The sequence below is a fragment of the Mycobacterium sp. NPDC049093 genome (genome assembly GCF_040704635.1).
Lineage (GTDB): Bacteria > Actinomycetota > Actinomycetes > Mycobacteriales > Mycobacteriaceae > Mycobacterium.
Map to the genome: position 1 here is coordinate 767,824 of NZ_JBEZJS010000001.1, position 21,449 is coordinate 789,272.

25 protein-coding genes and 1 tRNA gene are annotated in these 21,449 nt (G+C 65.5%); 17 read left to right on the forward strand and 9 right to left on the reverse strand.

The genetic code is table 11. The features are described 5' to 3' along the window. Positions 1 to 192: 192 nt before the first annotated feature. The 4 genes from AB0876_RS03640 (at position 193) to mspA (ending at position 3,504) form a co-directional block, all read left to right on the forward strand. Complete coding sequence (locus AB0876_RS03640; RefSeq protein WP_526041224.1) at positions 193 to 1,602, forward strand: S1C family serine protease; 1,410 nt, start codon at positions 193 to 195, stop codon at positions 1,600 to 1,602. Between the two features lie 23 nt (positions 1,603 to 1,625). Beyond that, positions 1,626 to 2,177, forward strand: coding sequence for a MogA/MoaB family molybdenum cofactor biosynthesis protein (locus AB0876_RS03645; protein ID WP_370693121.1), 552 nt, complete (start codon positions 1,626 to 1,628; stop codon positions 2,175 to 2,177). Positions 2,178 to 2,322: 145 nt separating this feature from the next. Continuing rightward, on the forward strand, positions 2,323 to 2,481 hold the full coding sequence (locus tag AB0876_RS03650) for a hypothetical protein (protein WP_088304888.1): 159 nt from the start codon (positions 2,323 to 2,325) through the stop codon (positions 2,479 to 2,481). Positions 2,482 to 2,868: 387 nt separating this feature from the next. After that, a complete protein-coding gene (mspA, locus tag AB0876_RS03655) occupies positions 2,869 to 3,504 on the forward strand; it encodes a porin MspA (RefSeq protein WP_055117054.1) in 636 nt (211 codons plus the stop codon). A gap of 76 nt (positions 3,505 to 3,580) precedes the next feature. On the opposite strand, the gene mscL is transcribed toward mspA, so the two are convergent. The 3 genes from mscL to AB0876_RS03670 form a co-directional block, all read right to left on the reverse strand. Then, complete coding sequence (gene mscL, locus AB0876_RS03660) at positions 3,581 to 4,051, reverse strand: large-conductance mechanosensitive channel protein MscL (protein WP_491839861.1); 471 nt, start codon at positions 4,049 to 4,051, stop codon at positions 3,581 to 3,583. Positions 4,052 to 4,186: 135 nt separating this feature from the next. Continuing rightward, positions 4,187 to 4,846 (reverse strand): SAF domain-containing protein, encoded by a 660-nt coding sequence (locus AB0876_RS03665; protein ID WP_491839860.1) that lies wholly within the window; start codon positions 4,844 to 4,846, stop codon positions 4,187 to 4,189. Positions 4,847 to 4,915: 69 nt separating this feature from the next. Further along, positions 4,916 to 5,239, reverse strand: a complete 324-nt coding sequence (locus tag AB0876_RS03670; RefSeq protein WP_491839859.1) for an FmdB family zinc ribbon protein — start codon at positions 5,237 to 5,239, stop codon at positions 4,916 to 4,918. Between the two features lie 126 nt (positions 5,240 to 5,365). Between AB0876_RS03670 and AB0876_RS03675 the strand changes: the two genes are divergently transcribed. Then, positions 5,366 to 6,067 (forward strand): GmrSD restriction endonuclease domain-containing protein, encoded by a 702-nt coding sequence (locus AB0876_RS03675; protein ID WP_526041225.1) that lies wholly within the window; start codon positions 5,366 to 5,368, stop codon positions 6,065 to 6,067. On the opposite strand, the gene AB0876_RS03680 is transcribed toward AB0876_RS03675, so the two are convergent. The 4 genes from AB0876_RS03680 to AB0876_RS03695 all read right to left on the reverse strand — a co-directional run bounded on the left by AB0876_RS03680 (position 6,064) and on the right by AB0876_RS03695 (position 10,769). Continuing rightward, positions 6,064 to 6,951 (reverse strand): universal stress protein, encoded by an 888-nt coding sequence (locus tag AB0876_RS03680; protein ID WP_491839857.1) that lies wholly within the window; start codon positions 6,949 to 6,951, stop codon positions 6,064 to 6,066. The two genes, AB0876_RS03675 and AB0876_RS03680, sit on opposite strands and share 4 nt — an antisense overlap. After that, entirely contained in the window at positions 6,948 to 8,795 is a 1,848-nt protein-coding gene (locus AB0876_RS03685; RefSeq protein WP_526041226.1) for an amino acid permease, read from the reverse strand. Before AB0876_RS03685 ends, AB0876_RS03680 begins: the two co-directional genes overlap by 4 nt. 125 nt (positions 8,796 to 8,920) lie before the next feature. Beyond that, a complete protein-coding gene (locus tag AB0876_RS03690) occupies positions 8,921 to 10,150 on the reverse strand; it encodes a PucR family transcriptional regulator (RefSeq protein WP_526041227.1) in 1,230 nt (409 codons plus the stop codon). Between the two features lie 19 nt (positions 10,151 to 10,169). Beyond that, entirely contained in the window at positions 10,170 to 10,769 is a 600-nt protein-coding gene (locus tag AB0876_RS03695; protein ID WP_526041228.1) for a 5-formyltetrahydrofolate cyclo-ligase, read from the reverse strand. Between the two features lie 27 nt (positions 10,770 to 10,796). Here AB0876_RS03695 and AB0876_RS03700 point away from each other — a divergent pair, with 27 nt between their 5' ends. From AB0876_RS03700 to AB0876_RS03725, 6 genes are all read left to right on the forward strand, one after another. Then, complete coding sequence (locus AB0876_RS03700; protein WP_526041229.1) at positions 10,797 to 11,726, forward strand: UTP--glucose-1-phosphate uridylyltransferase; 930 nt, start codon at positions 10,797 to 10,799, stop codon at positions 11,724 to 11,726. Between the two features lie 65 nt (positions 11,727 to 11,791). After that, positions 11,792 to 13,030: a molybdotransferase-like divisome protein Glp gene (gene glp, locus AB0876_RS03705; protein ID WP_491839851.1), complete on the forward strand. Its 1,239-nt coding sequence runs from the start codon at positions 11,792 to 11,794 to the stop codon at positions 13,028 to 13,030. A gap of 46 nt (positions 13,031 to 13,076) precedes the next feature. Then, the gene (locus AB0876_RS03710) at positions 13,077 to 13,730 is read left to right on the forward strand and encodes a GNAT family N-acetyltransferase (protein ID WP_055117033.1); all 654 of its coding nucleotides are present in this window, start codon (positions 13,077 to 13,079) and stop codon (positions 13,728 to 13,730) included. Positions 13,731 to 13,971: 241 nt separating this feature from the next. Then, positions 13,972 to 15,174, forward strand: coding sequence for a divisome protein SepX/GlpR (gene sepX / locus AB0876_RS03715; RefSeq protein WP_526041230.1), 1,203 nt, complete (start codon positions 13,972 to 13,974; stop codon positions 15,172 to 15,174). A 55-nt stretch (positions 15,175 to 15,229) separates the two neighbouring features. After that, positions 15,230 to 15,302: transfer RNA gene (locus AB0876_RS03720), tRNA-Ala, on the forward strand. Between the two features lie 76 nt (positions 15,303 to 15,378). Then, entirely contained in the window at positions 15,379 to 16,494 is a 1,116-nt protein-coding gene (locus AB0876_RS03725) for a site-specific integrase (RefSeq protein WP_526041231.1), read from the forward strand. On the opposite strand, the gene AB0876_RS03730 is transcribed toward AB0876_RS03725, so the two are convergent. Further along, a complete protein-coding gene (locus AB0876_RS03730; RefSeq protein ID WP_526041232.1) occupies positions 16,491 to 16,898 on the reverse strand; it encodes a DUF732 domain-containing protein in 408 nt (135 codons plus the stop codon). The genes AB0876_RS03725 and AB0876_RS03730 overlap by 4 nt on opposite strands. Positions 16,899 to 17,152: 254 nt before the next feature. Between AB0876_RS03730 and AB0876_RS03735 the strand changes: the two genes are divergently transcribed. Further along, the gene (locus AB0876_RS03735; protein WP_526041233.1) at positions 17,153 to 17,470 is read left to right on the forward strand and encodes an HNH endonuclease; all 318 of its coding nucleotides are present in this window, start codon (positions 17,153 to 17,155) and stop codon (positions 17,468 to 17,470) included. 307 nt (positions 17,471 to 17,777) lie between these two features. Here AB0876_RS03735 and AB0876_RS03740 read toward each other — a convergent pair whose 3' ends face one another. After that, positions 17,778 to 18,329: a hypothetical protein gene (locus AB0876_RS03740; RefSeq protein ID WP_526041234.1), complete on the reverse strand. Its 552-nt coding sequence runs from the start codon at positions 18,327 to 18,329 to the stop codon at positions 17,778 to 17,780. Between the two features lie 297 nt (positions 18,330 to 18,626). Here AB0876_RS03740 and AB0876_RS03745 point away from each other — a divergent pair, with 297 nt between their 5' ends. From AB0876_RS03745 to AB0876_RS03765, 5 genes are all read left to right on the forward strand, one after another. After that, positions 18,627 to 18,893: a helix-turn-helix domain-containing protein gene (locus AB0876_RS03745; protein WP_526041235.1), complete on the forward strand. Its 267-nt coding sequence runs from the start codon at positions 18,627 to 18,629 to the stop codon at positions 18,891 to 18,893. A gap of 56 nt (positions 18,894 to 18,949) precedes the next feature. Next, complete coding sequence (locus AB0876_RS03750) at positions 18,950 to 19,777, forward strand: phage antirepressor KilAC domain-containing protein (protein ID WP_418021512.1); 828 nt, start codon at positions 18,950 to 18,952, stop codon at positions 19,775 to 19,777. Continuing rightward, entirely contained in the window at positions 19,777 to 20,175 is a 399-nt protein-coding gene (locus AB0876_RS03755; RefSeq protein WP_526041236.1) for a hypothetical protein, read from the forward strand. Before AB0876_RS03750 ends, AB0876_RS03755 begins: the two co-directional genes overlap by 1 nt. An 85-nt stretch (positions 20,176 to 20,260) precedes the next feature. Next, complete coding sequence (locus AB0876_RS03760; protein ID WP_526041237.1) at positions 20,261 to 20,518, forward strand: hypothetical protein; 258 nt, start codon at positions 20,261 to 20,263, stop codon at positions 20,516 to 20,518. Between the two features lie 497 nt (positions 20,519 to 21,015). Further along, positions 21,016 to 21,375 (forward strand): hypothetical protein, encoded by a 360-nt coding sequence (locus tag AB0876_RS03765; RefSeq protein ID WP_526041238.1) that lies wholly within the window; start codon positions 21,016 to 21,018, stop codon positions 21,373 to 21,375. Positions 21,376 to 21,449 lie beyond the last annotated feature (74 nt).

Genomic DNA, 21,449 nt, shown 5'->3' on the forward strand with positions numbered 1-21,449 from the left:
AGTTGAGGCGGTCGGGGGACCAGTCATGGATGGACCAGAAATCTCTAAGTGGATTCTCAGCCCATCTGGGCAACCTGAGTGGCTACGACTTCGTTTGACGAAGTGACGGACACGAGGGTTGGACATACGGGTCGGACCGGATCGGCGTGACTGGCCGGCGGACCTTTTACAAGAGAAGAGCACGCAGCACAAATGACGAACCACCCGAGGTACCCCCAGCAGCCGGAGCAGCATCCCGGCGGCGCCCCCGGATACGCCGGTGCGCGTCCTGATCCTTACCAGTCACAGCCCTACGACTGGCGCTACGCGCGTCAGCAGCCGTCGCAGCAGCAGCAGCAACAACTGCCGCCCCCGCAGCAGTCGCACCAGACGCAGCAACACCAGACGCCGCAGCATCAGCCGCAGCCCCAGGCCTATCGCGCGCCTTATGACCCGTACCGGATTCCGGCCGGTCCGCAGCCCGTCCCGGCGAAGAAGCGGTCCATGACCGGCGTGCTGACCGGCGCGCTCGCCGTGGCCGTGGTGTCGGCAGGCATCGGTGGCGGTGTCGCAACCTTCGTGCACGACGACCACCCGCGCCTGGGCACGCAGGGCCTCGGCGCCGCACCGACCGTCCCCGCCGCGGCCCTGCCGCCGGGCTCGGTGGAGCAGGTGGCGGCCAAGGTCGTGCCGAGTGTGGTCAAGCTCGAGACCGACCTGGGTCGCGCGTCCGAGGAGGGCTCCGGCATCATCCTCACCGCCGACGGCCTCATCCTGACCAACAACCACGTCGTGCAGGCCGCGAAGCCGGGCGGGCCCGGACCCGCGCCGGTACCGGGCGGGGCGCCGGCGCCGGCCGGCGCCCAGACCAAGGTGACGTTCTCCGACGGGACCACAAAGTCGTTCACCGTCGTGGGTACCGACCCGAGCAGTGACATCGCGGTGGTACGCGCACAGGACGTCTCGGGCCTGACCCCCATCACGCTCGGCTCTTCGGCCAACCTGCGGGTGGGTCAGGATGTGGTGGCGGTCGGTTCGCCGCTCGGTCTCGAAGGCACGGTCACCACCGGCATCGTCAGCGCGCTGAACCGCCCGGTCGCCGCCGGCGGCGACGCCCGCAACCAGAACACCGTGCTCGACGCCATCCAGACCGACGCTGCGATCAACCCGGGTAACTCCGGTGGCGCCCTGGTCAACATGAACGGCGAACTGGTCGGGATCAACTCGGCGATCGCCACCATGGGTGGGGATTCGCCGCAGGCGCAGAGCGGGTCGATCGGCCTTGGCTTCGCGATCCCGGTGGACCAGGCCAAGCGGATCGCCGACGAGCTGATCCAGAACGGGACGGCCTCGCACGCGTCGCTGGGTGTGCAGGTCAGCAATGACACCACCAGCGACGGCGCCAAGATCGTCGAGGTCACCAACGGTGGAGCCGCGGCGGCAGCGGGTCTGCCCAGCGGGGTGGTGGTCACGAAGGTCGACGAACGGGTGATCGGCAGCGCTGACGCGCTCGTCGCCGCGGTGCGGTCCAAGGCCCCCGGCGACAAGGTCACGCTGACCTTCCTCGACCCGGGCGGCAAGCCGCAGACAATCGAGGTCACCCTCGGCAGGGCCGAGCAGTGAGCACGCTGACCGGGCCCGGCGGAATGGCCACACTGCGTCTGGCTACACCGTTGTCTGCTGCCGGATATACGGTTGCAGGCATGGAACAGCCAGGGGAGTTGGTGGGCCGGGCGCTCGTCGTCGTCGTCGATGATCGCACCGCACACGGCGAGGAAGACCACAGCGGTCCGTTGGTCACAGAGTTGTTGGGTGAGGCCGGTTTCGTCGTCGACGGGGTCGTGGTCGTGGCCGCGGACGAAGTCGAGATCCGCAACGCGCTGAACACCGCGGTGATCGGCGGCGTCGATCTGGTGGTGTCGGTCGGTGGTACGGGGGTGACACCGCGCGACGTGACGCCGGAAGCCACCCTCGACATCCTCGACCGCGAGCTGCTGGGCATCGCCGAGGCGTTGCGCGCATCGGGCCTCTCCGCAGGCATCGTTGACGCAGGCCTGTCGCGCGGGCTGTGCGGAGTCTCGGGCAGCACGCTGGTGGTGAACATCGCCGGGTCCCGTGCAGCGGTGCGCGACGGCATGGCCACCCTCGGGCCACTGGCTGCGCAGGTGATCGGCCAGTTATCAAGTTTGGAGATCTGAACGCAAGCGAAACGGCGGCCATCGGCCGCCGTTTCCGTTTGTTGGCGAATGTCGCACTCAGCGTTCATGCTGGTTAAGAGCAGGTTAACGAGCGTTGCACAGCGCCCGACTTGGAATGTGATCTTAGTCACAAAGGGGAATCGTGATGCCGGAAGCGAACAAAATGTCCCGTCACGCAGTTAACAAGATCTTCGGCGAGGCCCTCCCGGACATCGCCCCCGACGAACGCGACACCGCTTCGCCGGACGACGATGCCGACCGCGACCGGTGGCTGCAGAACAACATTCCGCCCCATCATCGATGAAAAGGTGAGCGGCTTGTAAGGGCAGGAAAACCCTGCCGAGCGATGTGGTCTGGACCTCACCTCGTTACCAAGGCGAACGGCGTCACAGCATTGCCATGCGGGCCAACTTGCAGCACCACGACCTTGTGCGCCATCTCCCAGTCGGCTTTCAGCAAATTTTGATCGATTGAACGTATGCAGCCCCACGGATATGTGCTTGCGTTGCCGCCCGGATGCACTGCCGTTATGTTCCTCGTGTCAACGATGAGCATTAAGTAAGAGCAACGTGTGGAGTTCCTAATCCGCATCACATGTTGGTCTTGCGCGGCGGTACGGTCTGCGGGGGCCGGGACGCCAACCACAAAACGGTGGGCCTCCGGGAGCACCGGCGATATAGCTAGGGAGAACATGAAGGCATTCAGTCGGGTGCTGGTCGCGTTAGTTGCAGCTATCGCGGCGTTGTTTACGAGCACGGGCGTTTCTCATGCGGGGCTGGATAATGAACTGAGCCTGGTTGATGGTCAGGATCGGACCCTGACCGTTCAGCAGTGGGACACCTTCCTCAATGGTGTGTTCCCGCTGGACCGCAACCGGCTGACCCGCGAGTGGTTCCATTCCGGCCGCGCCAAGTACACCGTCGCCGGCCCGGGTGCCGATGACTTCGAGGGCACCTTGGAGCTGGGCTACCAGATCGGCTTCCCCTGGTCGCTGGGTGTCGGGATCAACTTCTCGTACACGACCCCCAACATCCTGATCGACGATGGTGACATCACCGGCCCGCCCTTCGGCCTGGAGTCCGTCATCACCCCGAACCTGTTCCCGGGTGTGTCGATCAGCGCGGACCTGGGCAACGGCCCCGGCATCCAGGAAGTCGCCACCTTCTCGGTGGACGTCAAGGGTCCCGCCGGTGGTGTGGCGGTGTCCAACGCACACGGCACCGTGACCGGCGCGGCCGGTGGTGTGCTGCTGCGTCCGTTCGCCCGCCTCATCGCCTCGACCGGTGACAGCGTCACCACCTACGGCGAGCCCTGGAACATGAACTGAGCACATGAACGTCCAGTTCTAGGCCTCAACAAAGCAGCCCCTGGGAAATCCAGGGGCTGCTTTTGTGTTCGGGTGTCTACTTGTCGCGGTCGGCGCTCGTGTGCTTGGCGGTGTCGGGGCTCGGGCCGGTGCCGGGGCCGGTGACGTGCTTGCCGGTGTCGACGCTGCCGTTTTCGGCCAGCAGGTCGCGGATCTCGGTCAGGATGCTCAATTCGGTGTCCTGGGCCTGTTCCACCTCGCCGCGCTCGCGCAGCTTCTTGTACGGCAGGACGATCACGAAGTAGATCACCGCGGCGACGATCAGGAAGTTGATGAATGCCGACAGCACCGCGTTGAAGTCGACGAACTGTTCGGGGGTGCCGCCCAACGAGATCTTGAGGAAGCCGTATTGACGATCGCCGCCGGCGCCGATCCGGTCGACCAGCGGCTGAACGACCTTCTCGGTGAACGAGGTGACCAAGCCGGTGAAGGCGGCGCCGATGACCACAGCAACCGCAAGATCGATGACATTGCCGCGGGAGAGAAACTCTTTGAAGCCCTTCAACATGCGGGGACCCTTCCTGCAGTGTGGGTTGTTAAATGGGACAAGCAAACAGTAACGGAGTTGGCCGAACGGCTGGGTGATTGTGGGACAACAACTTCGACACGTGTGAACTGCCTTGTCTGGCAAGGGAAACCGAGTTCAGTGGATGGTCAGTGTCAGCGCCTGCACCAGGCTGGTGGCCGCCACTTCATTGGCCGGGCGGGCCGGTAGCGCTACCAGTGCCACCCGGTCGCTACCCACGCCCGCTCCGCGGGCCTTCTCCGAAACGAGCACCACTACGGCTCCTGCGGCCACCACGACCGGCCGGGCGGGGCCCTTGTCATCGGGATCGGCAGTCACCGTCAGCACATCGACGATGTCGCCGGGGCGGATCAGATCCAGCAACGCGGTGTCGTTGAGTTTCACCGGCACGATGCGGGCATCCGGGCCCGCTGCCGTTTCGGCCAACCGCGATCCGAGCAGCCGGACATCGGTGATCACCTCGCCGCGACGGGCCGGGGCAGTTAGTGTCGCGCCGATCATCGGTGTCACGTCACTCTGGGCGCCGTCGGGCACCGTGGCCGTGCTGTGCCGCTCCAGGCGTACGTCGGCGGCGGTCAACGCGACACCTGGGGACAAGTCGTGTGCTGCCACCGCGACCTCGGCGTAGTCGCCGTGCGGATCGGAGCGAAACGCGGCAATGGCCGCCAGAATCACCAGACCGGCTGCCGCGGCGCGGCGCGCGGCCACGGTTCGGGTCCAATCAGGCCGGGCAGCAGTCAGCCGACGCCAGGGTGGCGGGTTGAGGGATTCGGCCATGGCGCCACGGTAAGCGCGCGGCGGCCGGGTGGGAACGGCGTCTTCGCCGCCCTGTGGATAACTCGGAGGCTAGCTGGAGGCGGCCGCGGCGGGGGCGGCGCTGGAGCTGCTCGACGAACTGTCCGAAGAACTGCTCGACGAAGAGGAGGACGACGAGTCCGAGGACGAGCTCTCCGAGCTCTTGGCCGGTGCGCCGTTGGACGAGCTCTTGCCCGACTCGCGGTTGTCGGTGCGGTAGAAGCCGCTGCCCTTGAACACCACGCCGACCGAACCGAAGAGCTTGCGCAGCTTGCCGGAGCACTTGGGGCAGGTGGTCAACGCATCGTCGCTGAAGGCCTGCACCGCGTCGAACCGATTGCCGCACTCAGTGCACGCGTAGGAATAGGTAGGCACGAAAACCCTCCGAGTTGGTCAAACTTGTTAGCACTCTACCGGCTCAAGTGCTAGAACCGCTACGTGGGCCATGTCATTCCCGCGGGCCGCAGGCGCCGGCGCACCGGAAGATTAGCGGTCCTGCTCGTGGTGGCGGTAATCCTGGTGGTGCTGGCCGCGCTCGTGGTGGCCCGCATGCAGGCGGCGACGCCGGTCGACGGCTCCGCCGCGCACCCGGCACCGCCCCCGACGGCAGGCTTGCCGCCGGCGCAGCGGACGCCCGGCTATGACCGGGCCCGCACGCTGTTGGCGGGGCTGCCGGTCAAGGGCTGGGACCGCGACACCGACTACGCCCGGTTCCGCTTCGGTGAGGCCTGGAGCGACGACGTCAACGTCGAGTTCGGCCACAACGGCTGCAACACCCGCGACGACATCCTTCGCCGCGATCTGGCTCAACTGGCAGTCCGGCCTGGCACCTGCTACGCGGCCACCGGTGTCCTGCACGATCCCTACACCGGCGTCGAGATCGCGTTCACCCGCGGCCCCGATACCTCCGGCACGGTGCAGATCGACCATCTCGTATCCCTGTCGGACGCTTGGTACAAAGGCGCGCGCTCTTGGGACCCGCAGCGGCGCAAGGACTTCGCAAACGATCCGCGCAACCTGATCGCGGTCGGCGCGCAACCCAACTTCGACAAGGCCTTCCGTGACGCGGCCGGCTGGCTCCCGCCCAACGTGGCGTTTCGTTGTGAGTTCGTGGCGCGCCAGGTCGAGGTGAAAGCCGCCTATCAGCTGTGGGTCTCGGCGAAAGAGAAGCGCGCCATGGCGGCGGTGCTCGACAACTGCTAGGCGCGGCGGTAGCTCGGCGCGATCATCACCGGAACCGGCGAGCGGCGCAGGATCTTGCCCGCCGCCGAGCCGAGGAACACCTGGGCCGTCGGGGCGGCCGCACCCGAACCCAGCACCAGCATGTCTCCGGTGTCCCACCCGATGCTCTGCACCGCGGCATTCCAATCGTGACCCGCACCCACCACCACGTCGACGTCGGGAACGGCCATCCGGTCACGAATGGCCTTGAGCTGTTTGGTGATCTCGGCGATGGTCCGGCGGGACCACTGCTGCACCACTAACTCCTCGGCCGAGGTCTCGATGGTGCCGGCGAACGCCGCGGTGTTGCGGACCGTGAACGAGACGATGCGTAGCTTGGCCTGCCATGACGCCGCGAGCTCGGCGGTGGCCGGGATGAGGCCGTTGACGTCGGCCTCCCCGCCGTAGGCCGCGGTGAGCCGGGTGATGCGTCCGTCATTCTGGGCGTACCCGCGCGGCGCGAACGCGACCGGCACCCGGGCGGTGTGCACCAGACGTTCGGTGACGCTGCCCAGCGCGACCCGGCCGAGCATGCCCGACGAGGAGGAGCCGACGCACACCATGGTCGCCCGGTGGGCATCGGCAAGTTCGATCAAACCCGTTGGGATCGAGGTGGATTCGTGTACCACCGGCGTGACGTCGAGATCGATGGGCAGGACGGCAACCGCGCGTTGCAACGCCTGGGTGGCCTGCCCGCGAACGTAAGCCAGATACTCGCCCTCGACCATGTCGTCGCGTGCCGCCCATGACCGTTCCACCACTGCCGCGGCGATCACCTGCTCGCCGGTGGTGCGGGCGATCTGAATCGCCAGGTTCAGCGGTGCACTGCTGTGCCGGCTCGCGCTGAAGGCGGCGAGGATGGTCACGACGCGTGCTCCTGGGTACGGGCTCGCGACACCACATGGGTCACCGGGATCTGGTAGTCGGCGCGGGCGCGGTCGACGACCTCGAACCGGTGCCACACCGAATCCTCCGGCGGCAGAGTCGAAATCACGATCTGGTCGGGCCGGAACGCCTCGACGGCGTGAGCCAGTGCCCGTAGCGGACGATAGTCACCCAACTCGCCGTCGGCCTGTAACTGTTCGGAGCGCAGCGTGCTCAGCATCTGATCGAGGCGACGCTGGGCCGCGCGGGTAGTGGCTTCGGTGATGTCGAGCGGGCCGTGGGTGGCGGCCACCCCGGTGTCGATCGGACTGGCCGGCACCACCACCTGATAAAGGGCATCGCGGTCCGCGCCGATGCGGCGCAACTCGTCGAGCAGTTCGTTGGATTCGACGGTCTCGTTGGCCAGCACCAACACTCGATGCGGAGGGGCGGCCCCGGCCGCCGGGGCCACACCGGCCACCTCGGGCCGGTGCCCGATGAACCAACGGTTGGCCAGGAACAGCAGGATCACCACCACCCACGACGCCACGCTCAGTGTCAGGGCCTTCCGGTTGTCCCCGCCCTGCACGTACATCTGGATCAGGATGGCGAAGATGGCCGCGGCAGTGAGTATCGACAGCACCGGGAACAGCCACATCTTCACCTTGAGCTGGTCCGACGAGGTGCGGTAGCGCAGCACGATCTGCGAGATGCAGATGAGCAGGTAGACGAACAGGATCACCGCGCCACTGGAATTCAGCAGGAACGCGAAGATGGTGTCCGGCCAGAACGCCGCGGCGATCACGCACAGGAAGCCGATCACCGACGAGGTCAGGATCGCCGGGGCCGGGACGCCGCGCCGGGTCACCGCGACCAACTGCGGCGGTGCCTCGCGCCGGGCGGCCAGCACGAACAGCATGCGCGACGCGGTGTACATCCCGGAGTTCAGACAGCTCAGCACCGCGGTGAGGACCACCGCATTCATGATGTGGTCGGCGTAGGGGATACCCATCTCGGTGAACACCGAGACGAACGGCGACGCGACGTTGCCCGCGGCGTCCTTCTTGAAGTGGTCCCACGGCAGGATCGTCGTGATCAGGAATGACGAGCCGACGAAGAAGATCGCGATACGCATGATGACCGAGTTGGCGGCCTTGGCCACGGCCCGCTCCGGGTTCGCGGACTCGGCGGCGGCGATGGTGGCGATCTCCGCACCGACCATCGAGAAGATCACCGTCACCACGCCGACGGTGACAGCCATTGCGCCCATGGGGAAGAACCCGCCGTGCGAGGTCAGGTTCGAGAAGTCCATGTCCTTGTTCGGCCACAGCCCGAAGACGAAGAGCGCGCCCAAACCGATGAACGCCAGGATCGCCGCCACCTTGATGCCGGCGAACCAGTACTCGAACTCGCCGAAGGACGACACCGAGAACAGATTGGTGGCTGTCATCGCGATCAACAGGAGCAGTGCGGTCAGCCAGATGGGGACATCCACCCAGAATTGGATGATCTTGGCGCCCGCGATCGCTTCGAAGCCGACGACGATCACCCAGAAGTACCAGTAGAGCCAGCCGACCGAGAACCCCGCCCAGTTGCCCAGCGAGTTGCGCGCGTAATCGGCGAACGATCCGGTCGACGGATTGGCCACCGCCATCTCGGCCAGCATCCGCATCACCATGATGACCAGGACCCCGGCCAGCGCATAGGTGATGAACGAGCCGGGTCCGGTAGCACCGATCACCACCCCGGAGCCGACGAACAGGCCGGCGCCGATCACGCCGCCGATGGCGATCATCGTCAACTGTCGCTGACTGAGTGCCTTCTTCAATGCGGGTGTTTCACCCATTTGCGTACCGACTCCTCCGTGGTATGTGACTCAGGTCACAAGCGGCCAGAAGGAAACGCTATGCCCGGTGACCGGTCGATGGAGCCGAAATTGGGCCGAAACTGTAGGAAACTCGGGCGGCCTGTTCAGACAGTTGTCGAATCGGGCCGGTACAGCCCGGCAAGCCGGGCCAGCCGCAGGCTCAGCATCAGTTCGAAACGGGTCTCGCCGTCGCTGAGGTCGCTTCCGACGGCCTCGGTCAGCTTCTCCAACCGGTAATACAGCGTGGACCGGTGCAGATACATGGCCTCGGAAGTGCGCCGCACGTCGCCGCCGTTGGCCAGGTAGGTCTCGAGCGTGCGGAGGAGGTCGTCGCGCCCCTGCTCGATCAGGCCGAGGATGCCGGGGTGCACCAGCTCGCCGAGCCGGTCCCGGTCGTAGGCCTGGCCCAGCAACGCCAGCGTGCGCCACGAACCGAGTGCGGACCAGTCGGCGACCTGGGTACTGCTCGCGCCGATACCCGCCAGCGTCAGCGCCAGGCCGGCGTGTCGAAACCCAACGGCTGCTTGCGTTATCGGCAGGGCGACGCCGGAGGCGCCGATGGCCGGGTGTGTCCCGTAGCTGGCCCGGACGGCACCGGCCACGGTTACGGCGGCTGCGGCGGACCCGGCGCGCGACACCGCGATGATCGTGGTCGGCGATCCGGCGAGGGTGTACCACCGGTGCGTTCGGTCGGTGGCCGTCAACCGCAGGCGCAGCGCCATAGTCCGATCGGCCGGATTGCCCGCGCCGTCGAGGTCGGGCTCGAACCGGAAAATCTGGACCACGTCGTCCGGCTCGACCATCGCCCTGGCGTGCAGCTCACGGACGACCGCCTGGGCGTGCGCAGGTTCCTCGGCGGCGAGCAACCGCATCAAAAGGCCCTGCTGCGCAGACTCTTCGGCGCGCAGTGCCGCGTTGCGGCGGTCGAGGATGGCCAGCAGGTCGGCGCCGGCTCGCTCGGCCAGCCGCTGGCCGTCCTCGGACAATGAGCCCTCAGGGGCGATGATCCACAGGTAGCCGAATCGCTCGGACGCCGAGCGCACCGGCACGCAGAACCGCGGCATCAAGTTGTATTGCGGAAATGCCGGGATCCACATCGCCGAGTCGGCCGAACCGATTCCGAATTCGAACAGCGCCGCTTTGACCTCGGCGCGGGTCTCGCGTTGCAGCACACTGTGGACCCGCACGTCGTCGAGTTCGCCGAGTTGACGGCTGTGAGTGATCGGGGTCAGTTCCTCGTCGTCCAGGAGCACTGCCCGATCCAGGGTCTGGGCCAGGACGTCGACGATCAGCTGCATGCGGACACTGAAGTCGGCGCTCACCGGATCGGACACCCTGAAGATTCTGGACCGCTCAGCTGTGCAACGTCACCATTCCGCCCGACGGCGTCAGCGCGTGCGTCATCCGCACGTCGTGCGGGTCGGCGGGCAACGCGTCGACCAATTCGTCGTCCCGCACCACCGCGACCAGTCGCGCATGTGGTGAGGCGTAGATCAGGCTGCGGTCGTAGAAGCCGGCGCCCCGGCCCAGCCGGTTGCCGTGGCGGTCGACGGCCAGCGCGGGCACCAGCACCACCGCGGCGTCGGCGATCGATCCGGCGGGCAACCACGGCGGCGCGGGCTCGCGCAGGCCGAACTCGGCAGCCACCAACGCGCCGGGCACGTACTCACCCCACTGCATCGGCATTCCCCGGCCGTCCCCATCGTTGCGGGCAACCGGAAGCAGTACGCGCACACCGAGTTCCGACAGGGTGTCCAGCATGGCCGCAGACCCCGGTTCGGAGCCGACCGGAACGTAGGCGCACACCGTTTGCCCGGGACGGACCAGAGCGGGCAGCCAGTGGCAAATTGCCTGCGCCTCGCGGTCGCGGCAGTCGTCTGCCACGGCCCGTCTTGCACGGAGAACGCCGGCTCGCAACTCGGTCTTGGTCGGCGGGGTCACGCCCTCCACCATTTCAGATCGGACGTTAGTGTGTGAACGATGAGCACCTCTCCCAAGGCGCCTGAAGTGCCGATTCCCTACACGGCCGTGGTCCCCGCGGCCGGTCTGGGCACGCGCTTCCTGCCCGCGACCAAGACGGTCCCGAAGGAATTGCTGCCTGTGGTCGACACCCCCGGCATCGAGCTGGTCGCGGCCGAGGCGGCCGAGGCCGGCGCCGAGCGGCTGATCATCATCACCTCCGAGGGCAAAGACGGTGTCGTCGCGCACTTCGTCGAGGACCTGGTGCTTGAGGGCACGCTGGAGGCCCGCGGCAAGAAGACCATGCTGGAAAAGGTGCGGCGTGCTCCCGCGCTGATCAAGGTCGAGTCGGTGGTGCAGGCGGAGCCGCTGGGGCTCGGTCATGCCATCGGTTGCGTCGAGAGTGCGTTGACGCCCGACGAGGACGCGATCGCGGTGCTGCTGCCCGACGATCTGGTGTTGCCGACGGGCGTGTTGGAGACCATGTCGAAGGTGCGGGCCAAACGCGGCGGCACGGTGCTGTGCGCCATCGAGGTCCCCGAAGACAAGATCAGCGCCTACGGCGTCTTCGACGTCGAGACGGTGCCCGATGCGGCCAACCCGAACGTGCTGCGCGTCAAGGGCATGGTGGAAAAGCCGAAGTCCGAAGACGCGCCGTCGCCGTACGCCGCGGCCGGCCGTTACCTTCTGGACCGGGCGATCTTCGATGCGCTATGTCGGGTTTCGCGTGGTGTGGGCGGGGAGATCCAGCTGACCGACGCCATCGCGCTGCTGATCGAAGAGGGCCATCCGGTGCACGTGGTCGTGCACCGCGGAGCCCGACACGACCTGGGAAATCCCGGCGGCTACCTGAAGGCTGCGGTTGACTTTGCGTTGGAACGTGACGACTACGGCCCCGAATTGCGGAGCTGGTTGGTCGAACGGTTGGGTCTGGCCGGACAGGAGGGCTAGCAACGCGTCGGGCCCTACGCCGCGCGTTGTCCGGCAGTCGGGGCCCGTAGATAGGAAGGCGTGTTGTGCGTTCGGTCGAGGAACAGCAGGCTCGGGTAGCGGCTGCCGCGGTGGCGCCCCGGCCGGTGCGAGTGGCCATCGCCGAGTCACAAGGTCTGATGTGTGCCGAAGAGGTCGTGACCGAACGGCCCATGCCGGGATTCGATCAGGCCGCGATCGACGGCTATGCGGTCCGCAGCGTGGACGTGTTGTCGGTGGGCGACGGTGCCGGTGAGATCAGCCTGCCGGTGATGGGCTCGATCGAGGCGGGGGCGCGGACCCCGAGCCGTTTGCAGCCCCGCCAGGCTGCCCGCGTGCAGACCGGTGCACCGATGCCGACGCTTGCCGACGCGGTGCTCCCGTTGCGGTGGACCGACGGTGGCGAGAGCCGGGTCAAGATCCTGCGCAGCGTGCGTTCGGGCGCCTACGTCCGACGCACCGGAGACGACGTGCAACCCGGTGATGTCGCGGTGCGCGCCGGCACCATCATCGGTCCGGCCCAGGTGGGTCTGTTGGCCGCGGTCGGACGGGACCGGGTGCTGGTGCACCCGCGGCCCAGGCTGTCGGTGATGTGCGTGGGCGGCGAGCTCGTCGATGTTTCCCGCTCGCCCGGAACCGGGCAGGTGTACGACGTGAACTCCTATGCCCTGGCAGCGGCGGGCCGGGATGCGGGCGCGGAGGTCAACCGTGTCGGCATCATCAGCACCGACCCGCGGGAACTCCGGGAAACCGTTGAGGGCCAAGTCAATCGCAACGAGATCGTGGTGATCGCCGGAGCGGTGGGTGGGGCCGCTGCCGAATCGGTGCGCGCCGTGCTCACCGAACTCGGCGAGATGGAGGTGTCCCGGATCGCGATGCACCCCGGTTCGGTGCAGGGCTTCGGGCAGCTCGGCCGGGACCGCGTTCCGGTCTTCCTGCTGCCCGCCAACCCGGTCAGCGCGCTGGTGGTGTTCGAGGTGATGGTCCGCCCGCTGATCCGGCTGTCGTTGGGCAAGCGTCAGCCCATGCGGCGCGTGGTGCAGGCCCGCACGCTGGCACCGATCAGCTCGGTGGCCGGGCGCACGGGATACCTACGCGGGCAGTTGATGCGGGACCAGGACACCGGCGAGTACCTGGTGCAGGCATTGGGCGGGGCGCCCGGGGCGTCGACGCATCTGCTGGCCACACTCGCCGAGGCGAACTGTCTCGTGGTGATTCCGAGCGAGGTCGACGAGGTCCGCACCGGCGAAACCGTGGATGTGGCATTCCTGGCCCAGCGCGGCTGATAAGACTTCATTCGATGAATGACGGTGTGACGAATCGACTGTGCGGATGAGCCTGCTGCGGTCCAGTGCCTTTCACCCGGGTTGGCCCGGTCCGATCGGTCCGCTGCGGGTGCAGGCGGGTGTGGTGCGGCTACGTCCGGTGCGGCTGCGCGACGCCGCGGTGTGGAGCCGGATCCGGCTGGCCGACCAGGCCCACCTGGAGCCCTGGGAGCCGGTGAGCGGCGTGGATTGGCATGTTCGCCACGGCGTTTCGTCGTGGCCGGCAATCTGCTCGGGTTTGCGCAGTGAGGCCCGGCGCGGGCGGATGCTGCCGTATGTGATCGAGCTCGACGGGGAGTTCGCCGGCCAGCTCACGATCGGCAATGTCACCCACGGCGCGCTGCGATCAGCCTGGATCGGTTACTGGGTGGCCAGTGACAAGACCGGCGGCGGGGTCGCGACCGGAGCGCTGGCGCTGGGGCTCGACCACTGCTTCACCGGGGTGCAGTTGCACCGGGTTGAGGCCACGGTTCGGCCGGAGAACGCCGCGAGCCGGGCCGTGCTGGCGCGCGTGGGGTTCCGCGAGGAGGGCCTGTTGCGTCGCTATCTGGAGGTCGACGGTGCCTGGCGGGACCATCTTCTGGTGGCGGTCACGTTGGAGGAGCTGAAACATTCGGCGTCTCAAGCCCTGGTGTCGGCCGGGCGGGCCAGTTGGTGCTGAGTGGCCGGTAGGTCCGGGTTGCGGCGCGCTGTGTCGAAACTGCACCCAGGGTCGTGATTTCGCCGGATTCACAGCCCCGGAAGCCATCTCAGCGAAATGGGGATCGCCAGCTGTTACCAATGTGACACGTGTGACTAGTGGTGCTTGTATCGAATGAATTACAGGTGTGTAATTGTGTCGGCGCGCCACCCATGGATGCGCTGGTCACAGACCTAGCCTGAAGGGGAAAGGAGCAGGCGTCATGCCAAGCATCCCCCAGTCACTGCTGTGGATTTCCCTTGTCGTTCTCTGGCTTTTCGTTTTGGTCCCGATGTTGATCAGCAAGCGCGACTCGGTGCGTCGCACCAGTGACGTCGCCCTGGCGACACGAGTTCTCAACAGTGGCCGCAACGCACAACGCTTACGACGCGGCCCGGCCGCCGGGCATCACAGCGATCCGCACTGGAAACACACGGCCGACCACCTCGATGAGAACCTCGATGACGACTTCGAGGAAGACGAAGAGCCGGCCGAAGTGCGCGTGCACGCCACCGTGCAGCGCACCGTGGTGGTGGCCGCCGTGAGCGTCGAGACCCCCGAACCCGATTATCTGGATGTCGACGTCGTCGACGAGGATTCCGGCGCACTGCCGGTCGGTGCGATGGCCGAGGCTGCCGAACCCGCGGAAGCCGCCGAGCCCGAACTCGAGTTGGAATTCGAGACGCAGCCTGAAGCGGAAGCCGAGCCGGAGCCCGTAGCCGAAGCGGAGCCCGAGCCCGTCGCGGTCGAGGAGCCTGTCGAGGAGTTCGACGCTTTCGAATCCGAGGCCCAAACCGAGCGCATCGCAGTGGATCTCGATGAGGGTGAGGCTCCCCAGGATCGCGAGGACGTCCAGGAGGACGAGGATTCGGCGGATCTCGCCGACGAGTACGAGTACGTCGACGATACGTCGGGCCTGGAACCCGAGGCCGAGGACGAACCGGTCGACGAGGAATCGGCCGAGACGCCCGCCGCATCGCTGAGTGCGCCCCGGCAGCGCCGGTTCGAGTCCAAGACCGCCGCGGAGGTCAGTGCGCGCAAGTTCCGGTTCCGCAAGCGCGTGCTCGCGGTGCTGGCCGCCACGATGCTGTTCTCGGCGGGTGCTGCCTTCCTGGTGACGCCGTCGGCCTGGTGGGTGTGTGGCGGTGCCGGCACGGTGACCGTGCTGTACCTGGCCTATCTGCGCCGTCAGACCCGTATCGAGGAGCAGCTGCGGCGTCGTCGTGCGCAACGGATGGCGCGGTCCCGGCTGGGCGTGGAGAGCACCGACGACCACAAGCTCGACGTGGTGCCGGCGCGGCTGCGTAGGCCCGGCGCGGTGGTGCTCGACATCGACGACGAGGATCCGATCTTCGAGCACCTGGCCTACGCGTCGTATGGGGCGATGTCGCGCGAATACGATCTACCGCGGGCTTCCGGGCAGTAGGCCGGCCGGTTTCCGGTTCCGGGCCGACGGCTGGTAGCCTTTCGTTCCGGTATCAGGGGCTATAGCGCAGTTGGTAGCGCGTCTCGTTCGCATCGAGAAGGTCAGGGGTTCGATTCCCCTTAGCTCCACCCATTCATGCAGGTAGAACGCTCGACCTAAACCTTCCGGCACCAAATAGGGCACCGGGCGGTTTAGACTGGCTTCATGGCGGCCATTTCAGAGCGCACCAGGTCAGACGACATAACCGTCTGGGACGTGTCCTACAGGTTCGGCGGCAGGGGTTCGAAAAAGGGCTCCGTCACCTTCACCGATAAGAAGACCGCCAGCGCGTTCAAAGCTGCCGTTGACGCACACGGGGCAGCCCGCGCCCTGGAGATGCACGGACTCAAAACCTCGCCCCGATCCACGAAAGCCGCGCTCACCGTCGAAGCGTGGGTGCAACACCACATCGACCACCTGACCGGGGTAGAGCAATACACGATCGACAAGTACCGCGAATACCTCCGCAACGACATCGGTCCGCACCTCGGCACCATCCCGCTGGCAGCATTGACGACAGAGGACGTAGCCAAGTGGGTGAAGTGGATGGACACCCACGGCGGCCGAGACGGCAAGGGCCATGCACCCAAGACGCTGCGCAACAAACACGGCTTCCTCTCAGCCGCCCTGAACTCTGCGGTCGGGAAACACATCGACACCAACCCCGCCGCCGGCCGCAGGCTGCCCCGCGGCGATGCTGACGACAACCACGACATGCGGATGCTGACCCGCGATGAGTTCCGCGCCCTGCACGACGCCACCGCGGACAGGTGGAAGCAGCTGGTTGAGTTCCTGGTGGCCTCTGGGGTGCGGTGGGGGGAGGCTGCCGCCCTGCAACCCGAGCACATCGACACGAAGGCGGGGACGGTGCTGATCCGGCAGGCGTGGAAGTACTCCCCATCCAAGGGGTATCACCTGGGTCCGCCGAAGACGAAGCGTTCCCGCCGCACGGTGGATGTGTCGACTCGGCTGCTGGAGAAGCTCGACCTGTCGGGGGAGTACGTCTTCACCACCCCAGCCGGTGGCCCGGTCCGGTATCAGGGGTTCTGGCGGGACGTGTGGAACCCCGCCGTCGCGGCAGCGAAACTGAATCCCCGCCCCACCCCGCACGACCTACGCCACACCTACGCCTCGTGGCAGTTGACCGGGGGAACACCGATGATCGTGGTGTCGCGGCAGATGGGCCACGAGTCCTACAAAGTCACCGCCGACATCTACGCGGACGTCGATCGGGCCAGCGCAAAAGCGGCCTCCGACTTCATGGACAAGATGCTGGGCTAGCTGCCGGAGCTGTATTCCGGGCAGTGGTATGCGGTGGTGGCGCGTAGGAACTGTCGCGCCTGACTCTGTGTCCAGCCTTGCTGGCCCGCGAGCTGGTCGGCTGCCGCCACGATCGACGTACCCGGGTTCTGCTTGAACGCGAGGCAGGCCGATGCGGCGATCGCATGGGCGTCGGCGTCGGAGACAGGCACAGTCCTGATAGCTTCACCGAACGCGTCGCGGGTCGGCGTGATCGGGATTGGCGATGTGCGAGTCGGCGCGCTGATGCTGCTGTCGTCATCACGATGGCCAGACGAGGTGACGACACCGATGGTGCAGCCAGCTCCGCAGCCGGCGAGGAACGCACCCGCCGCGATGGCAACCACGATGCCCTTACCGATGCCACGCGGGGCAGGTGTTGTCATGCGCAAGATCCTAAGTTGAGTTGGGCTGACGGCGGCGACAAAACATGCGGGCGACTTTGCCACTGGTCAGTGGCGGGGTTCGCCGAGCTTGCGTCGGGCAATACCTGTCACCGGCGCGACCGGTGCGCCATCGCACAAAGGTTCTAATCTGGCAATAGGATCAAAAGGCGCGGTCGTCGGACGCTCCAACGCCCAACGACCGCTGACCCACTCGCTTGACGCAACAAGGAGGGGCTTCGGTGAAGCCTATATGTGTGACAGCTCAGATCCTGACCCAGGCGCGGTGGCGTGCGCTGGTCGACGGTAAGTATGTGGTCAACATGGCCACCGGATGCTGGCAGTGGACCGGCAGAACTGACCGCTGGGGCTACGGCGTAGTCCGGATCAACATGGGTGGCCGACGCCGCGAGACGGGCGCACACAAGGCGTCATGGATTGCGCATCGCGGACCCATTCCTGGCCTTCTGACCGTTGACCACCTGTGCCAAAACACGCTTTGCGTCAACCCGTTCCATATGGAGCCTGTCACCAACCAAGAGAACATCCGGCGGCGCTATCAGCGATCGGCCTAGCCGACCGCTAACTCGGGCGGGTTCGCCGTTGGCAGACGTGTGCCAAATCCGGGTTGAGGAGTGATTAAGAAGCGACCCGTTCTAGTTAACTCTCAGGTGAACGGCACCTAGATTCTGTGGTGGGCGGGGGGCTCAAATTCTGATCACGAAATCTTAAGGTGCCCAATGCGTTTGAAATCTAAGCTCGCGTCAATATTCGCCTACGCTGCCCACCCTCTGTGATTCCATGGCGACTGAGGGGGACACTCTGCAACTCCTGCGCGAGGAGCTACTCACCCGACTCGAGGAACGACCCATGGAACAGTGGTCAGCCTCCCTGATTCGCGCGGTCATCGTCACCATGGACCTTATTCCGGAAGGCGTCCTGGTGCCGCCGGAGCCTGGCCGCCGCATCCTCAGATTGATCAGATGACCTGTCCTCCTCGTCTTTGTTCTCTTTGCCCGATGCTCCCGACGTCGCGGCTTGATGAGTAGGTGGGGTTGGTTTATCGGCATGATGCTGGTCTTCCTCTGGCGCGAAAACTCGAACCAGGCGCACGACCGCGTCACGCTGTTCAGCCGTGAGGTTGCGGGCCGACGGCGGCAGCATGACCGCCAGATCGGACTGGGCTATCCCCGACTCGATGGGCAATCCAAGACTCTTGGCCATCGCCAAGACGACCACTGCCACATCGACCTCTAGAGCTTCGGCCATCGCCTTGATGGTCGCCGGCTCGCTGAACTCCTTGATGCGTGCACCTGTGCCGAGCTGTTGCCAGCGTTGGCGGGATATGACGTACCCAGCCATCCGCTCGTAATCGCCGTAGGAGCGATTGCGGAGGGTCTTCTGCTCGGTGATGAGCTGCTGAAGATTGGGCACAGACTGATCGTTCGTCGCCGTGTGTTCGTCTGGCAATCCCCGCGCCTTCCATGCCGCCTACCCGTATGGCAAACCCTCGCATCGGTTAGGTGCCTACGTACTTGTCGGGCCAATCATCCACTAAACCCACTGGCTGCGGAATTACATCCGTGTAGTCCACTTGCGTCCCGCCTACTAGTAGGCGCATACTCGACAAGTCGCGCTTGACAAGTAGGCGCCTAGCACTGGATGATCGGAGGTAAGCCAGAGATGGCGAGCACGGTTACACGATTCAAGAGACGACCGAAGGGGACGTGGATGCGACTGCGCAGCGCGGAATTACTTCGGGCGTTCGTCGGTCCTGAACCCGACAAGCGCATGTCAGGTCGGAAGCTCGCCCGCGCGGCGGGGAAGCATCCGAGCTTCATCAATCACCTCACCTCTGGCCGCGAGACCAGTTGCACACCGCAGACCGCGGACCGCATCGCGGATGCTCTCGGCGTTCCGACTGATGTGCTTTTTGAGGAACGACTGACAAGTGCTGAGCGCCCAAGCGGCAAGTCGGAGAAGTCGACAGCCGCATAAAGAAAGCCCCCACCCGGCAAGGGGTGAGGGCCGTCCGACAGAGAGGAACAGTCTCCATGTCAGATCTACAGATTACCAACGGTGACCAGTCGCCGTTTGACGCCATCAGGCGCGTCAGGCCGGACGGATCCGAATACTGGACCGCTCGGGATCTCTGCAAGACCGTCGAATACGAGACCTGGCGCAACTTTGCCGCAGCGATCAAGCGTGCAATGACTGCAGCTAGCAACTCTGGCGAGAACGTCGCCGCGAACTTTGTGCAGGTCACCCAACTTGTCGACGCCGGCAACTTGGGGGAACGCAAACGCGAGGACTACGAACTCTCCCGGTTTGCCGCCTACCTCGTGGTCATGAACGGCGACCCAAGCAAGCCTGAGATCGCCTCAGCTCAGGCGTATTTCGCCATCAAGACGCGCCAGGCCGAGATCGCCCCGAAGCAGCACGCCGAACTTCTTACCCGGGCAGACCTTGCCCGCATGGTCCTAGAGATCGAGGAGGAGAAGGCGACGATGGCCGCGGCGCTCGAATCTGCAGCGCCGATGATCGCGTATCACGATCGCTACATCTCCAATGATGACGCGGTGCTGGTCGAGGTCTGGGGCGCCCAGTTCGGACTGACTCGGCCTGAAGCCTTCGCGCTCCTCGTTGACCACAAGCTGATCTACCGCCGATTGATCATGCGCCGCTACTCCGAGAAGAAGCACAAGATCGTTGAGGACTACGAGCACCGCGCATACGCCAGGTACATCGATTGGTTCGACCTCCGGCCGCAGCACAATGTGGCGCGTCACCACAACGGTCAGGTCCGTCAAACCCTGTACGTGCGCCAGGAGTTCGCTCTGCAGATCGCCGAGGTGGTTGGGCTCAAGCGGGTGGACGCCTGATGCGCGCCGACGATGCTCTCAAGTACGCCGCGGCGATCTTGAAGGAACGTACGTCTTGGGCGCTCGATGAGATCGGCGGGTCGAGCTGCGATCAACACGGCCACGAAATGCAGACCGACGCGATCTATGACATCACCGTGGACATCGCCAAGCTGGCCGCCCAGTTCGGGGACTCTAACCGGTACTCCGATGGTCGGATGGTGGAGTCCAGCAGGTGGATTGAGAAGGACGCGCTGAGCACTGGCCATGTGTGGCACCCGGACCCAAACGTGGAAGAGGTGCAGTCCTGGCGCGGTAACCTGCCGCATGACCCAGGTACTCCATGCCCTGGCGTCTATGAGGTAACGACCTACCCGGCAACTCAGGAAATTCATGTTCGGGTTGTGAGGTCGGCGTGACTGTTCGTTCCGCGCCGACGCCGCGTATTCAGCATTTTCCGTCACCGAAACGCCCTGTGTGGGTGTCGAAACCGAAGGGGTCCAGGTGATCAAAGTTTATCCGGTGGCTGATGTTGCCCGGGAAATCTTGGAACCGTTGGGCTGGACCGATGGGGAACGCTGGCTGAAGCGCCGCATCAAGGCCGGTCTGATTCCTGGGAAACGGTTGTCTCGCAACAAGGTTGTGATGACGGACAAGCATATTGAGGAGTGGTTGAACGGGGACAACGCGCCGAGTGAGGTGGCGGTGGTTGAGCCGGTGTCGTTGGCTGACGGCTTGTCGTCGCGGAGGCGGATCGCGTGACTACTTGGTTTCGGTGGCCGTGTGAGTTGTGTGGCAATGATTTTCGTGCGCCGGGGATTGCGCGGGTGTGTGGGTCGTGTGCGGCGGTGGGTGCTGCTGTGTTGGGTCGTCCGATGCCTGTCGGTGAGATGGGCGGCGAGTGATGGCTGATCCCAACGGTTTGCGTGTCACGTCGCGGGCCGATCACCTGGCGGAGGTTCTGCGTCAAATACTCGCGTTGACCGAGGGCCGCGAGACAGTTCGATCCGCCGAGATCCTTGCGATTACGGAGGTGTCGTGGTGAGTGATATGCCCAATCCCTGTCGTGAGCCTGATCCGGACCGTGATCCTGCTGACCGGAAGCCTTGGGAGAGTGACTATCCCAAGATGGTGGCCTGTCTTAGATGCGCTGATCCGCTAGACGGCCTTGAGGTTATGACGGCCGTAGTTATGGGCGGAGTGGTGAGTCCGCTTTGCGATATCTGCTACGGCCTGGAGATGACCGAGGAGTTGGCCCAGTGAGTGATGTGCAGACGGTGCTGGATCGGATCGATGCCTTGGTGTCGCGGTATTACCACCATGCGGATGAGGAAACCCGGGCGGTGATCACGAATCTGACGGGGATTCACCGGCTGATGGCGGATCTGATTGTGGCGCAGGCTGTGGAGCGGGATCACTGGGCGACTGAAGCCAGGAACGCGGTCGAGGCGCGGGACGAAGCTGACGAGGAGTGCGCTGTGGCTGAGGAACAAGCGTCTGATGCGTTGGCGGACAACCATGTGTTGGCCCTTGAGATCGCGGAGATGGGTCGGGAATTGTCCCGCCTCCGTGCGATCGAGCAGGAATACGAGGCGCACCGGTGCGAGGGGGCGTCATGAGCGAGTTCCCCACGATGGCAGAGGTTCTAGCGCCACATGCGGACTACGTGGTCTCACATCCCGAGTGGGGTAAG

Bases quoted from the DNA above. Each gene is read 5' to 3' on its own strand.
- AB0876_RS03640 (WP_526041224.1), top strand. From the start codon at position 193: ATGACGAACCACCCGAGGTACCCCCAGCAGCCGGAGCAGCATCCCGGC.
- AB0876_RS03645 (WP_370693121.1), top strand. From the start codon at position 1,626: ATGGCCACACTGCGTCTGGCTACACCGTTGTCTGCTGCCGGATATACG.
- AB0876_RS03650 (WP_088304888.1), top strand. From the start codon at position 2,323: ATGCCGGAAGCGAACAAAATGTCCCGTCACGCAGTTAACAAGATCTTC.
- mspA (WP_055117054.1), top strand. From the start codon at position 2,869: ATGAAGGCATTCAGTCGGGTGCTGGTCGCGTTAGTTGCAGCTATCGCG.
- mscL (WP_491839861.1), bottom strand. From the start codon at position 4,051: ATGTTGAAGGGCTTCAAAGAGTTTCTCTCCCGCGGCAATGTCATCGAT.
- AB0876_RS03665 (WP_491839860.1), bottom strand. From the start codon at position 4,846: ATGGCCGAATCCCTCAACCCGCCACCCTGGCGTCGGCTGACTGCTGCC.
- AB0876_RS03685 (WP_526041226.1), bottom strand. From the start codon at position 8,795: ATGGGTGAAACACCCGCATTGAAGAAGGCACTCAGTCAGCGACAGTTG.
- AB0876_RS03695 (WP_526041228.1), bottom strand. From the start codon at position 10,769: ATGGTGGAGGGCGTGACCCCGCCGACCAAGACCGAGTTGCGAGCCGGC.
- AB0876_RS03700 (WP_526041229.1), top strand. From the start codon at position 10,797: ATGAGCACCTCTCCCAAGGCGCCTGAAGTGCCGATTCCCTACACGGCC.
- AB0876_RS03710 (WP_055117033.1), top strand. From the start codon at position 13,077: ATGAGCCTGCTGCGGTCCAGTGCCTTTCACCCGGGTTGGCCCGGTCCG.
- sepX (WP_526041230.1), top strand. From the start codon at position 13,972: ATGCCAAGCATCCCCCAGTCACTGCTGTGGATTTCCCTTGTCGTTCTC.
- AB0876_RS03725 (WP_526041231.1), top strand. From the start codon at position 15,379: ATGGCGGCCATTTCAGAGCGCACCAGGTCAGACGACATAACCGTCTGG.
- AB0876_RS03730 (WP_526041232.1), bottom strand. From the start codon at position 16,898: ATGACAACACCTGCCCCGCGTGGCATCGGTAAGGGCATCGTGGTTGCC.
- AB0876_RS03745 (WP_526041235.1), top strand. From the start codon at position 18,627: ATGCGACTGCGCAGCGCGGAATTACTTCGGGCGTTCGTCGGTCCTGAA.
- AB0876_RS03750 (WP_418021512.1), top strand. From the start codon at position 18,950: ATGTCAGATCTACAGATTACCAACGGTGACCAGTCGCCGTTTGACGCC.
- AB0876_RS03755 (WP_526041236.1), top strand. From the start codon at position 19,777: ATGCGCGCCGACGATGCTCTCAAGTACGCCGCGGCGATCTTGAAGGAA.